At 36.0% G+C, this 13,783-nt stretch carries 9 protein-coding genes and 1 pseudogene; 9 read left to right on the top strand and 1 reads right to left on the bottom strand.

All coding sequences use genetic code 11. The features are described 5' to 3' along the window. The first annotated feature begins 61 nt into the window (after nucleotides 1-61). The 3 genes and pseudogenes from MHB53_RS07035 to MHB53_RS07025 all read left to right on the top strand — a co-directional run bounded on the left by MHB53_RS07035 (nucleotide 62) and on the right by MHB53_RS07025 (nucleotide 3,580). Nucleotides 62-943, top strand: a complete 882-nt coding sequence (locus MHB53_RS07035; RefSeq protein WP_340916569.1) for a carbohydrate ABC transporter permease — start codon at nucleotides 62-64, stop codon at nucleotides 941-943. Continuing rightward, entirely contained in the window at nucleotides 940-1,809 is an 870-nt protein-coding gene (locus MHB53_RS07030) for a carbohydrate ABC transporter permease (protein WP_340916566.1), read from the top strand. The genes MHB53_RS07035 and MHB53_RS07030 overlap by 4 nt, the downstream gene beginning before the upstream one ends. Nucleotides 1,810-1,848: 39 nt before the next feature. Further along, a pseudogene (locus MHB53_RS07025) lies at nucleotides 1,849-3,580 on the top strand (glycoside hydrolase family 2 protein). A 126-nt stretch (nucleotides 3,581-3,706) separates the two neighbouring features. Here MHB53_RS07025 and MHB53_RS07020 read toward each other — a convergent pair. Beyond that, on the bottom strand, nucleotides 3,707-4,624 hold the full coding sequence (locus MHB53_RS07020; protein ID WP_340916565.1) for an ArsR/SmtB family transcription factor: 918 nt from the start codon (nucleotides 4,622-4,624) through the stop codon (nucleotides 3,707-3,709). Nucleotides 4,625-4,977: 353 nt separating this feature from the next. Here MHB53_RS07020 and MHB53_RS07015 point away from each other — a divergent pair, with 353 nt between their 5' ends. The 6 genes from MHB53_RS07015 to MHB53_RS06990 all read left to right on the top strand — a co-directional run bounded on the left by MHB53_RS07015 (nucleotide 4,978) and on the right by MHB53_RS06990 (nucleotide 13,672). Then, nucleotides 4,978-6,717 carry a glycoside hydrolase family 2 protein gene (locus tag MHB53_RS07015; RefSeq protein ID WP_340916563.1) on the top strand — a complete coding sequence of 580 codons (1,740 nt, stop codon included), beginning with the start codon at nucleotides 4,978-4,980 and terminating at the stop codon, nucleotides 6,715-6,717. Nucleotides 6,718-7,215: 498 nt separating this feature from the next. Continuing rightward, the gene (locus MHB53_RS07010; RefSeq protein ID WP_340916561.1) at nucleotides 7,216-9,285 is read left to right on the top strand and encodes a bifunctional aldolase/short-chain dehydrogenase; all 2,070 of its coding nucleotides are present in this window, start codon (nucleotides 7,216-7,218) and stop codon (nucleotides 9,283-9,285) included. A gap of 70 nt (nucleotides 9,286-9,355) precedes the next feature. Beyond that, entirely contained in the window at nucleotides 9,356-10,813 is a 1,458-nt protein-coding gene (rhaB, locus tag MHB53_RS07005) for a rhamnulokinase (RefSeq protein ID WP_340916559.1), read from the top strand. A gap of 15 nt (nucleotides 10,814-10,828) precedes the next feature. Further along, nucleotides 10,829-11,143 carry an L-rhamnose mutarotase gene (gene rhaM, locus MHB53_RS07000; RefSeq protein WP_340916556.1) on the top strand — a complete coding sequence of 105 codons (315 nt, stop codon included), beginning with the start codon at nucleotides 10,829-10,831 and terminating at the stop codon, nucleotides 11,141-11,143. A 21-nt stretch (nucleotides 11,144-11,164) separates the two neighbouring features. Next, on the top strand, nucleotides 11,165-12,418 hold the full coding sequence (gene rhaA / locus MHB53_RS06995; protein ID WP_340916553.1) for an L-rhamnose isomerase: 1,254 nt from the start codon (nucleotides 11,165-11,167) through the stop codon (nucleotides 12,416-12,418). 492 nt (nucleotides 12,419-12,910) lie between these two features. Then, nucleotides 12,911-13,672, top strand: coding sequence for a DeoR/GlpR family DNA-binding transcription regulator (locus MHB53_RS06990; protein WP_340916550.1), 762 nt, complete (start codon nucleotides 12,911-12,913; stop codon nucleotides 13,670-13,672). Nucleotides 13,673-13,783: the final 111 nt, after the last annotated feature.

Raw genomic sequence — 13,783 nt, 5'->3', positions numbered from 1 at the left:
AATTTAATCAATAAACTTGAAGCATGTCTTCAAGTTTATTGGTGAATAAGGGTGGATGCAAATGAGGAATAAACTAATCAATGAGTTAAAAGCAGTTCCCTTTTTACTTCCTTTTTTTCTTGTATATGTTGTATTTACCATTTATCCAATTTTGAAAGGTCTACAAATGAGTTTTTTCGATTGGACTTTAATTAGTAAGTTGGATTTTATTGGACTTAGCAATTATAGGGAACTAATAAGCGATCCTGATTTTTGGAAATCCTTATGGAATACAACCTTATTTGTCATTTTATCAACACCAACAATGGTTATTTTAGCATTAATACTATCATTAATGGCAAATAGGAATTCTAGATTGCAGACTTTTTATAGAAGTTCTTTCTTCTTACCTTCCATTTTATCCGTTTCAGTAATCTCTTATATTGCGATATTTATGTTGCAACCTTATCAAGGTTTTATCAATACAAGTTTACACTTAATCGGTATTGATAGTGAGCCATTTTGGCTAAAAGATCCACAATTAGCCTGGTTTTCAATTGTTACCGTTACCTTATGGTGGACAGTAGGATTTAACATGGTTTTATTTCTTGCGGCTTTACAAGATATTCCAGAAGAATTGTATGAAGCTGCAAGAATAGATGGTGCAACCAAATGGCAACTATTTTGGAAGATTACTTTTCCCCTGCTTATTCCAATTGCGAGGGTAATATTATTACTGCAAATACTTGCTTCATATAAAGTTTTTGCTCAAATTATGCTGATAACAGGTGGGGGACCAGGTGCTGCTACGAGGCCTTTAATACAATATATTTACGAGATAGGATTTAAGCAAAATAATTTGGGATATGCTGCATCATTATCCTATGCTTTATTTGTCATACTGTTATTACTCTCTATTGTTCAGTTGAAAGGCAACATTGTGCAAGAGGGGGATCCAAAATGAAGCTTAATACAGAAAAAGTATTTATTCCACCAACAAAATCAAAGAAAAAGGATAAAAAGAATGCCGATTATTTACTTTCTGCATTTTCAATAATAGCAGCTCTTCTCTTTATTATACCGATCATTTGGATGTTTTTCGTATCAATAAAGCCTGAAGGAATAGGAGTAGAAATTGTAATCCATTGGTTTACACCCCCATATACAATGGAGAATTATATGAATATCATTTTCGATACTCCCGTATTACGTTGGTTATGGAATAGCTTTATTATTGCTGTTATTTCAACGGCATTAACACTTTTGGTGACTTCTTTAGCTGCTTTTGCAATCTCGAAGATGAATTTCCGTTATAAAACTTTTATCTATGTTTTTTTTCTAGCAGGATTAATGGTCCCTGGTGAGGCAACAATTATACCACTCTATCAAATTATAAAGGATATGGGTCTATTAGATACGTATACCGGTTTAATAATTCCAGGTATCGCTTCTCCTTTAGGTGTAATTATTTTAAAAAGTTTTTTTGATGGTGTTCCAAAGGAATTAATAGAAAGTGCTAAAATCGATGGTTGTTCACAAATAAGGATTTATTTTAATATTGTTTTACCATTGGCTAAACCAGCTTTAGCGGCTATTGGTATATTTACATTTATTGGATCATGGAATAACTTTTTATGGCCATTCTTGGCAATCATGTCTGAAGACCTGTTTACCCTTCCCGTAGGTATTCCGACATTTAATTCCATCTATTCTATTGATTATGTATTACCGATGACTGTCAATGCTGTTGCGTCACTACCAGTTATTATTGCATTTTTAATTTTTGAGAAACAAATTGTAAAAGGTATAAGTTTTACTGGAATCAAATAATAAGTAGAATTGGGGTAATAATAAAAGGACTCAACAAGTATTCGTGGAGAATATCCAAGACCGCAGTTTGAAAGAGAGGACTGGCTAACATTAAATGGGAAATGGAATTTCGCATTTGACGATGCAAATATAGGAGAAAAAGAAAAGTGGAATCAAACCGGAACATTCAATCAAGAAATTATCGTTCCTTTTACTTATGAAACAAAAGCAAGTGGGATAGAGGATCCATCTTTTCGTCCTTTTGTTTGGTATCAAAAAAACGTTCGTATTCCAGACGAATATGACAATAAAAAAGTAATCTTGAATTTTCAAGCATCCGATTATGTAACAAAGGTCTGGATCAATAGAGAATTATCAGGCACAAATAAAGGAGGTTACATCACCTTTTCCCTTGATGTTACGAATTTTATCGATTACAAAAAAGAAAATCATATCGTTGTGAAGATTGAAGATAGTAATAGTTGCCATCAACCAAGAGGTAAACAAAGGTGGACAAAAGAAAACTTTGGATGCTGGTATGTATAAACGACAGGCATATGGCAGTCTGTATGGTTAGAGTTTTTAAATGAAGCATCCATTGATTCGGTAAAAATGATTCCACATGTTGATATAAATTCTATTGAATTTGAATTTCTATTGGATGCTAATTTGGAACAAAAAGATTATAACTTGCTTACAACTATTTGTTTTGAAAGCAAGTGAAGGAATTTACCATCCTACCTGACCGTAAAAGTAATACTGTAATGATTGACTTAAAAAGTGAGATAAATGAATGGAAAGTGATGTACTGGGGACCCGGTAATCCAAATCTTTATGATGTTACTTTTAAATTGTACGAAGATGAAGTGTTAATAGATATGGTACAGTCTTATTTCGGGATGTGAAAGGTGTCAATTAATAAAGGGAATGTCTTGTTAAATGATGTACCTATTTATCAAAAGCTAATATTAGATCAGGGATATTGGCCAGATACAATGTTAACTCCACCTTCTGAGGAAGCTATATTGGAAGATATAGACAGGATTTTAGAAATGGGTTTTAATGGTGTAAGAAAACATCAGAAAATAGAAGATCAAAGATTCTTATACTGGTGTGATACAGAAGCCGCGGCAAGCTATGAATACTCTGATGAAGCAGTTGAGAATTTTATAAAGAATGGATGCAAATTGTAAAACAAAATTATAATCATCCAAGTATTATTATACATGGGTACCATTCAATGAATCATGGGGAGTAAAAAATATATTCACAGATCAAAAACAATAAAATTTACAGAGTCCATCTATTATTTAACTAAGTCGATAGATAATATGAGACCAGAGGTTATGAATGATGGTTGGGAGCACACAATATCAGATATCATTACCTTACATGATTATGTTTCATATGGTGAAGAATTTATAAGTCGTTATGCAGATAAGGGGAATATTGTAAATAGTGAAATTGCTCATAATAATTTCAAACATGCAATGGCGCGGGTATGAATATAATGGACAACCAATTATCATAAGTGAATATGGGGGAATCGCATTTCAATCAAAGTTAGGTTGGGGATATGGTGATCATGACATCAGAGGAAGATTCCTTGGAACGTTATCAATCTATTACAACAGCAATTATGGAAACTGATTATAAGTGGTTTTTGCTATACTCAAATCACTGATGTCCAACAGGAGGTAAATGGGTTATGGACTGAGGATGAAAGCCTAAAGTGGATATGACAAAAATTTATCAAATAAATAGCTCAGTCAGAAAGCCAAGAAAGAGATAAAGAGTAGAAAACCCTGAAGGAAACCATTTTCCCTTCAGGATTTTTATATTTTATTTTATGCATGTTATTCATGAAAAGCAGTTGTTTATATTATGTTTAGCACATACCTAATTTTTAATTAAAGCATCAAGAATCTATTTTATCTATATAGTAAAATTTCCATTCAATATTCTTATCCCAATTGCCAAAACCTTTGCCGAAGAGGGTTAGTCCACCGACATTTTTAGAATTTTCATTGACGCTACAGGTGATTGTTAAAACATCCAGATCTAAATTTAATGATTGAATGGATTCGTCTGACATATGCTCCCCATCTATGGAAACATTATAGGGTGAAATCCGAATATGTTTTAAGAGACCATATTGACTTGATTTATCACCCCACCATTTCGGTGTATGCTTACCTCGTACGTCTGAAAAATTGCCCGGACATGTCCACGTTCCAATATTTCGACCATTGATGGAGAAGGAGATGTCGGAAGGCCAATTGTTATTTGAGTTGGGAAATTCTGAAGATAATTCCAATGAAACTTCTAAGTATTTTATTTGTTGATCTTTAGTAATGGGATTAGGAATCTTGTATTCTAGAAATCCTTTTGAGATCCAAACCAAGCTAGCATCAACTCTTCTAGAATCAAGAAATACTTTCGACTCATCTAATCCAATTAATTCATTTACTGTGGCAAGGCCGCAAGTAGGATATGCATTGAAATTTGTATACAAACCAACAGGTAGTGAAAGTTCTTTCACATGATAATCAGGAAATAACTTTCTTGGAAAGAGAATATTTAAGCTCTCAATTGCTAATAAAGAAATTTTTTGTAACCCTGATGAATTTCCTGGAACATATTTTGTTTTAATAATTTCGGCTTCTTCCAACTTAAGTATATGCCTAGTAACGATCGAACTAGTAATTCCAAGCGCCTGACTCAGTTCTTTTATATTCATATCTTTTTCCGAAATAAGTTCAATAATTTTTATTCGGGTTCTACTTGCAAGTGCTTCAAATATGTTTAGATTTTCTTGAGAAATATTAATTTGCAATAGATCACCTCTTACAGTAAGAATATAAATCTCCTGTTTATGTACTTTAAAGTACATGTTAATACATTTTCATTACAAATGAAAGCGTTGTATTCACAAGGGATAAAAAAAATAGTAAACTTCCTCGTAAGAACATTGATTTATTTTTTAGTTTAGTTGACTTTTAAATACATCAAAAGAGAGGAGTATTCATTGGCTTAGTCTAGTAAATTTATACATTTCCTAGCTTTACACGTAAAAATCGGGCTGGTTGAATGGATGATCAATAATTTCGTTTTATATACTTAAGCCTATTTTATTGTTTCGGTCATTTCTCTAGCTGCAAATCCAATTTAAAATCGTAGGAGGTTATTATGAATAGGAGCGAATATCCTAGACCACAGTTTTATCGCGAAAAGTGGTTAAATTTGAATGGTGTATGGCAATTTGAATATGACCATGGCAGGAGTGGAATAGAAAGAAAATTCTTTCAAAATGATACATTTTCAGAAATTATTCAAGTTCCATTCTGTCCAGAAAGTGAGCTTTCTGGACTTGGTTACACAGACTTTATGTCTGCGGTTTGGTATAAAAAGCAAATTAATCTACCAGATGAGTGGTTAGACCAACGTGTTCTTTTACATTTTGGTGCTGTTGATTACCATGCATATGTATGGGTGAATGGAGAAAAGGTTGGGGAACATAAGGGCGGTTATACCCCTTTTAATTTTGACATTACGCCATTCTTATCTGGAAAGGAAACAACTATTGTTGTGTGCGCTGAGGATGACAATCGTTCAGGCTTGCAACCTAGAGGGAAGCAAAGCGGTGGATATTATTCTGCAGGCTGTGACTATACAAGAACAACGGGCATTTGGCAGACAGTTTGGATGGAAGTTGTTCCACAGCAATATTTAAAAAATGCTAAATATCTTACTAATCCTAAAGAGGGCATAGTTTGTGTTGATCTTGAAATCGATAATTACAGCAAAGATTTAGAAATTGATTTAAATGCAATATATAAAGGGAGATTAATGGCAAGCCAAACGATCCAAGTTGCAAACACATCTGCACAAGCATTTCTTCAACTATCTGAGGTCCATCTATGGGAACCGGGGTGTGCAGAAATCTATGACTTAACCATTACGCTAAAAAAAGCTGGAAAAGTGATAGATAAGGTGGATAGTTATTTTGGCATGAGATCAGTTTCTATTGAGGAAAAGGCGATATTGATTAATGATAAACCTGTTTTTCAAAGGCTTGTGCTAGATCAAGGATTTTATCCAAAAGGTATTTATACAGCTCCGAGTGATGAAGATTTAAAAAGAGATATTGAAATATCGATGGAGCTTGGATTTAATGGTGCTAGATTGCATGAAAAGATTTTTGACCCACGATATCTTTACTGGGCGGATATGTTGGGATATCTTGTCTGGGGGGAACATGCAAATTGGGGATTAGATATTACAGAGTCAGAAGGACTCGAACGTTTTTTACCGGAATGGATGGAAGCAATCGAAAGGGATTTTAATAGTCCAGCCCTCATTGGTTGGTGTCCGTTTAACGAAACCTGGGATCAAAACGGAACACGACAAAATGATGAAGTGCTGCGGATTACGTATGAGGTTACGAAAAAACTCGATCCTACTAGACCGGTTATTGATACGAGTGGTAATTTCCATGTTGTGACAGATATTTTTGATATTCATGATTACGAACAAGACGTGTCAAAGTTTGCAGCGAAATTCAAAGAGATGGCTGCTGGAGGGGATGCTTACGTCACTTTTCCAGATCGACAACATTATGAAGGCCAGCCATACTTCGTAAGTGAATACGGTGGAATATGGTGGAATCCTGAGGATGAAAGTGGTTGGGGTTATGGAGATAAGCCAGAATCAGAAATAGCTTTCTTAGAAAGATACAGAGGCTTGACGGAAAGTTTGCTTCACAATGAATTCATCTGTGCTTTCTGCTACACGCAATTGTATGATGTTGAGCAAGAAGTGAATGGGTTATATACGTATGATAGAAAGCCGAAATTTGATCCGCAATTGATTCGAGAAATCAACCAACAAACAGCAGCGATAGAAAAGAAACGTATCGAAGTAAAGTAGAGTATTTTTGGTGGAAACATGATTTTTACCAGAATTGCTGCTTTTTATGAAATAAAGATTATCAAAATAAAGAGCCAGGAACCTTATCAAGGGTTTCTGGCTCTTTTATTAGTGCGCACAAAGAAAAAAGTAAATCTGTACTATTTATTAGAAAAGGTTTTAATCAGTGAATCTTTTCCCAGGCAATATCTGGGTGTCACGAAGAAGATCTGTCTTCCTGAGCTTCCATTAAGTGACTTGCGGTAAAAACTTCTATTCCTTGATTGGATTGAAAAAAACAATAAACAGACGAGGACATCCTTATTGGAAAATAGAGTAATTTCTATCTTTCAACGGTAGGATGTCCTCTATTTCTACTAATATACTATTAGTAAACGAAAATACAGTCTGTCTCTTTATATATTATTTTTAAAGTAAAACTAAAAATACATATTCAAACATAAACAAATATAGTATAATGATAAACAAATATAAATAAAGAAAACCGGAGGTAGCTAAATGGTTAAAAACTTATGGGATTCTAATGAAGCATCTACAGTGATTAAGGGAGTAGATGAGCTTGTCTACCGTTCTAACTTAATTGGTTCTGACCGTGCTGTATGTAACTGGGGTGGCGGGAACACATCAATGAAAACGATCGAGAAAGACTTTCGTGGCCGCGATATGGAGGTTATGTGGGTGAAGGGTAGCGGTTCAGATCTCGCAACGATGAAGGCTGCGAATTTTACCGGTTTAAGCATGGAAGATATTCGCCCTTTAATCGAGCTTGAAGGTATGGAAGATGCAGATATGGTTGAGTATTTGTCACATTGTATGATTGATAGTAAACATCCGCGTGCTTCAATTGAGACGTTATTGCATGCTTTTCTGCCATTCAAACATGTGGACCATACACATCCAGATGCGATTATTGGTCTTTGTTGCGCAGATAATGGTCAGGAAATTGCTAAAGAAATTTATGGTGATCGCTTCGTTTGGGTACCATATATTCGTCCTGGCTTTACACTTTCTAAAATGATTGCAGAAGGCGTGAAAAATAACCCTGACGCTGAGCTTGTTTTAATGGAAAAACATGGCCTTGTTACATGGGGAGAAACGTCTGAAGAAACGTATAATAAAACAATTGAAATTATTTCCGAAGCAGAAAACTATATTAATGAACGTATTCAGGAAGATAGAGTCTTTGGCGGCGCAAAATACTCGACACTTTCGGAAGAAGAACGCCACACGGTTCTTGCTGCTATTATGCCGATAATCCGCGGTGCTGTAAGCGATGAGAAAAAGATGATTCTAACATTTGATGATTCAAAAGACGTACTTCAATTCGTTAATAGTTATGATGCACCATCGATATCACAAATTGGTGCAGCGTGTCCAGATCATTTAGTCCATACGAAACGTACGCCGCTGTACATTGACTGGGAACCGCAGGCAAAAGACCTTGAAAGCTTAATTGAAAAAGTAAAAGCAGGAGTAAAGCAGTATAAAGAAGAATATAAAGCATATTTTGAAAGAAATAAACATGATGGCGATAAGATGTTTGAAGCTGCGCCTCGAGTGATCTTAATTCCGGGAATAGGAATGGTGAATTCCGGAAAAAACACAGTAATGGCGAATGTAAGTGGTGGCTTATACCATCGCGCAATTGCTGTAATGAAAGGATCTTCCGCACTTGGCAAATTTGTATCGCTTAGTGAAAATGAGTCTTATAATGTGGAATACTGGCCGCTTGAATTGTATAAATTATCATTGGCCCCAGCAGAAGTGGAGTTTTCTAGAAAAGTAGCATTTATTACTGGGGGAGCCGGCGGAATCGGAAGTGAAACTGCACGTAGATTCGTTTCAGAAGGTGCACATGTCGTGCTTGCTGATTTAAATATTGAAGGCGCGAAAAAAGTGGCTTCAGAAATAAATGAAAAACATGGAGAAGGTCGCGCAGTAGCGGTGCAAATGGACGTTACAAGTGAAGATCAGGTTCAAGCAGCTTTCGCAAAAGCAGCTTTTACATTTGGCGGCGTTGATATTATCGTAAATAATGCTGGTCTTGCTACTTCTAGCCCATTTGACGAAACATCTTTAAAAGAATGGAATTTAAATATAAACGTATTAGGTACTGGCTATTTTCTTGTTGCCCGTGAAGCATTCAAGCAAATGAAAGAGCAGGGAACAGGTGGAAATATGGTGTTTGTCGGCTCGAAAAATTCAGTGTATGCGGGTAAAAATGCGGCGGCATACAGTTCTGTTAAGGCGTTAGAAACGCATCTTGCACGTTGTATCGCGGCAGAAGGTGGAGCGTTTGGTATTCGCGTTAATTCAGTGCTTCCAGATGCGGTGCTTCAAGGCTCAGCTATTTGGGGTTCGAGCTGGCGCGAAGAACGAGCTGCAGCGTACGGTATTGAGCCAGATCAGCTGGAAGATCATTATAAAAAACGGACGACATTGCTTGTCAATATCTATCCAAAAGATATTGCAGACTCAATTGCCTTTTTTGCTTCATCGAAAGCGGATAAAACGACAGGCTGCATGATCACTGTAGATGGTGGTGTCCCGGCAGCATTTACAAGATAATTGTTACTGACTTTCGGCAAAGGTTCGGCCATTGCTAAACCTTTGCTGTAGCAATAAAGGAGTGGAGCGAATGGTACATATCGCTGTTGATATTGGCGCATCGAGCGGTAGATTGGTAGTAGGAGAAATAAAAGATGGTAAAATGAAAATTGAAGAGATTCATAGGTTTGCGAATGGCTTTACAGAAACGGAAGGAATATTATATTGGGATATTGAACACTTATTAACGGAGATTGTCAAAGGTCTAGCAACGGCAAAGTTACTTGGATATGAGACGTGTACAGTTGGGATTGATACGTGGGCTGTTGATTATGTGTTCATTGACAAAAAGGGTAACCGTTTACAAGAAGTAGTTTCCTATCGTGATAAGAGAACTGATAAAACGATTGAAAAAGTTACACCGACCATATCGAAAAAGCTGATTTATGAAAAAACAGGTATTCAGTTTTTGCCTTTTAATACGATTTATCAGTTATTTGAAGAAGATTCAGAATTGATTAAGAAGACGGATAAAATTATGATGGTTCCGGATTATTTAGGTTATCGGCTGACAGGAATAGCGGTCACGGAAGTAACTAATGCTTCTACGATGCAACTTCTAAATGTAGACAAACGCCATTTTGATGATGACTTACTTGATATTATTTCGGTAAAAAAAGAACAATTTGCCGATTTTGCTGAACCGGGACAGGAGCTTGGTTCCTTAAAGAAAGAATGGTTTCCATCATATGATTTACCTGATTGCAAGCTAATTACAGTCGCTTCGCACGATACAGCTTCAGCTGTTGCAGGAACACCTGGAATTGGAGAAGATTGGGCATATTTAAGTAGCGGAACTTGGTCGTTGCTTGGGGTTGAACTAGACAAACCAGTTATTACTCAATTATCCCTTAAAGATAATTATACAAATGAATGGGGAGTGTTTCAGACATATCGCTTTTTGAAAAATATTATGGGAATGTGGATTATCCAAGAAGTTCGTAGGAATTTGCCGGAAGATTATAATTATCCGAAGTTTGTGGAAGAAGCAAAAAAGGTGGAACATTTCCAGCAGTTTATTAATTTTAATGATGATCGGTTTTTAAATCCGCCTAATATGGTCACGGAAATTCAAGCGTACTGTAAAGAAACAAGCCAACCGATCCCAGAAACAGCCGGTGAGTTTGCTGCTTGTATATATGACAATATGGCGATAATTTATGCAATTGCACTAAGTGACCTTGAAGAAATTACTGGGAAAAAGATCGACTGTCTACATATTGTAGGTGGTGGTGCACACAATGAGTTATTGAATCAGTTAACGGCTAATATTAGTGGGAAAACCGCGTATGCCGGACCTACAGAAGCAACAGCAATCGGTAATTTGCTCTTGCAAATGATCGCTGCAAATGAGGTTGCTAACTTGGATGAAGGAAGGCAGTTAGTACACAAATCATTTGATATTAAGCAATATATGCCTGAATTTATTGACAGAAATCAACTGATTAGTAGATTCAGAGAAATGATTGGGAAACAATTTAGTCTGTGAAAGGATGCGATAGTATTGATTAGAAAAGCAAGTATCATGTTTGTTTATAAGGATCAATACGCTGAATATAAACGCCGTCATGATGAGTTATGGCCGGAAATGGAGCAAGAACTAAAAGCGCATGGTGCCCATAATTATTCGATTTTTTTAGAGAGGGAAAGTGGAAAACTATTCGCTTATCTTGAAATACAAAACGAAGAAAAGTGGAAACAAATGTCTGAAACAGTAATTTGCCAAAAATGGTGGGCTTATATGGAACCGCTCATGGAGACAAATTCAGATAACAGTCCAGTCTCAATAGAGTTAGAAGAAGTATTTTATCTAAACTAATAAATCAAAGGAGCGATATTTATGACTGTAAAAAAACAATATGAAGCTGCGAAACAAGCATATGATAAGTGGGGTATTGACGTAGATGCGGTACTTGAAACATTGAAAGGTGTACCAATTTCAATCCATTGCTGGCAAGGTGATGATATTGGTGGCTTTGAAGTGAATCGCGGAGAGCTATCGGGTGGCATTGATGTTACTGGAAATTATCCAGGAAAAGCAACGACAGCCGAGGAGCTTCGAATGGATCTTGAAAAAGCATTATCATTGATTCCGGGACGGCACCGTGTTAATCTACATGCAATTTACGCGGAAACGAATGGTGCAGTGGTGGACCGTGACGAGATTGAACCGAAACACTTTGAAAATTGGGTGAATTGGGCAAAAGAAAATGGACTTGGACTTGATTTTAATCCAACTTTGTTTTCACATGAAAAATCAGAAGATGGATTGACTTTGTCGCATCCTGATCCGAAGATCAGAGAATTTTGGATTAACCATTGCATAAAAAGCCGCAAAATTGGTGAATATTTCGGACGCGAACTTGGCACAGCATGCTTGACAAATATCTGGATCCCTGACGGCTATAAAGATGTACCGAGTGATCGTCTCACACCAAGAAAACGATTGAAGGAATCACTTGATCAGATTTTTGCAGCAGAAGTAAATGAGCATCAAAATATTGATGCCATTGAAAGTAAATTATTCGGAATTGGTTCAGAAGCTTTCGTTGTTGGTTCACATGAATTTTATTATGGATATGCGCTGAAAAATAATAAACTTTGTTTGCTCGATACTGGCCATTTCCATCCGACAGAAACAGTATCCAATAAAATTTCCGCGATGCTTTTATTCAGTGATAAACTAGCGCTGCACGTATCTCGACCTGTGCGTTGGGACAGCGATCATGTGGTTACGCTTGATGATGAGCTTCGTGAAATTGCCTTGGAGATTATTCGCAATGGGGCACTTGATAAAGTGATGATCGGCCTTGATTTCTTTGATGCAAGCATCAACCGCGTTGCAGCTTGGACGATAGGCACACGTAATATGATTAAAGCACTTCTTTACGCTTTACTAACTCCAAATGATTATCTTAAGCAATTGCAGGAAGAAGGTAATTTTACTGAAAGACTGGCACTAATTGAAGAATTTAAAACATATCCGTTTGGTGCTGTATGGGATTATTACTGTGAGCAAATGAATGTGCCGGTGAAAGAAAGCTGGTTAGAAGAAGTTAATAGCTATGAAAAAGAAATACAATCAAAGAGATAGGTAAAAAGCATAAGGCGGCTATAGCAAGGCGTATAAAAACTTTTTAATATTGGTGTACGGAAAAAGCGGCTGAGAAAATCAGTCGCTTTTCATGCCGTTTTGAAAATCAAACTTTTACATTTGTGAAATAAGGTATCACAATTAAAAGGGTATAATTTTTTTACTGAAAAGGAATCAATAATGAAAGGCTATAAAATTAATAATAGTTGTCAGTTTTATACTAGAGTACTATTTGGCTAATTAAGCAAAGCGAGGAGCTTCTTACATATAATTAATTCTTTAGTTAAAATCTTGCTTCTCTGCTTAACTTTTTATAAGTTTTTGCTACAGATGCAATAAGTTTACTTCCTCTCTTAACGCGAAAGAATGAAATAAATCGCCATGTTAACTAAATGGAATGTAGATGCTTGATGTAGGAGAATAGTCTATATCTATGTTACAATACAAACATAATCAAACATAAACAAAGGTTTTAGGAAGGAAGGAAGTTGCATGCTTGCAGCAGAAAGGCATCAAAAAATTGTGGAACTCGTCATCGAGCGATCAAGCATACGCGTGACAGAATTAAGCAAAGTCTTTTCAGTTACGGAGGAAACAATTCGCCGTGATCTTGAAAAACTGGAAAAAGAGAATAAGCTTCAACGTAGTCATGGTGGAGCGGTAAGTGTACAAGATGATCAATCGGAATTGCACTTTTCGGAACGAGTTATTACAAATGTAGAAGAAAAAAAAGCAATTGCATATGAAGCAATGAAAAAAGTGGTAGAAGGTGACCGTATTATACTTGATGCAAGTACAACAGCCTGGTATATGGCGAAAGTATTGCCGAACATGCCACTTACTGTTATTACGAATTCAACTAAAGTTATTATAGAATTAAGTAAAAAAGAAAAAATCGATGTCATATCGACAGGCGGTCGGCTTTTATCGAAATCACTATCATACATTGGCCCACTGGCAGAAAGCTCGATTAATATGTATCACGTGAATAAAACATTTCTATCTTGCAAAGGAATTCACACTGAAGATGGACTAAGTGATTCAAATGAAGGACAAGCATTGCTTAAGAAAAAAATGATCGAACGATCTGATAAAGTCATTCTTATGGTAGATTCAAGCAAGTTTGGTAAACGTGCATTCTCACAAATTGTACCGCTAGAAAAGGTGGATAAACTGATTACAGATAAAAAAGTTGATTTGCAATCTAAGCAATTACTAGAAGAAAAAGGCCTTGTAATCATAATTGCAGATTAAATAAAAGCAATGACAAGTGTAGGTCGATTAAAAAGCATGTTTGAAATACCTCACATCACATTTCTTCAAACAGACCGAAATAGGATTTATATAATAAGGAACAGGATGAAC

It is taken from the genome of Bacillus sp. FSL K6-3431 (genome assembly GCF_038002605.1).
In the GTDB taxonomy this organism is placed as follows: domain Bacteria; phylum Bacillota; class Bacilli; order Bacillales; family Bacillaceae_C; genus Lederbergia.
Note: the sequence above shows the minus strand (reverse complement) of the source record. Positions and strands in the feature narration are given on the sequence as shown.

Coding starts and splice junctions, on each gene's coding strand:
- rhaB (WP_340916559.1), top strand. CDS start 9,356: ATGGTACATATCGCTGTTGATATTGGCGCATCGAGCGGTAGATTGGTA.
- rhaA (WP_340916553.1), top strand. CDS start 11,165: ATGACTGTAAAAAAACAATATGAAGCTGCGAAACAAGCATATGATAAG.
- MHB53_RS07010 (WP_340916561.1), top strand. CDS start 7,216: ATGGTTAAAAACTTATGGGATTCTAATGAAGCATCTACAGTGATTAAG.
- MHB53_RS06990 (WP_340916550.1), top strand. CDS start 12,911: ATGCTTGCAGCAGAAAGGCATCAAAAAATTGTGGAACTCGTCATCGAG.
- MHB53_RS07015 (WP_340916563.1), top strand. CDS start 4,978: ATGAATAGGAGCGAATATCCTAGACCACAGTTTTATCGCGAAAAGTGG.
- MHB53_RS07035 (WP_340916569.1), top strand. CDS start 62: ATGAGGAATAAACTAATCAATGAGTTAAAAGCAGTTCCCTTTTTACTT.
- MHB53_RS07030 (WP_340916566.1), top strand. CDS start 940: ATGAAGCTTAATACAGAAAAAGTATTTATTCCACCAACAAAATCAAAG.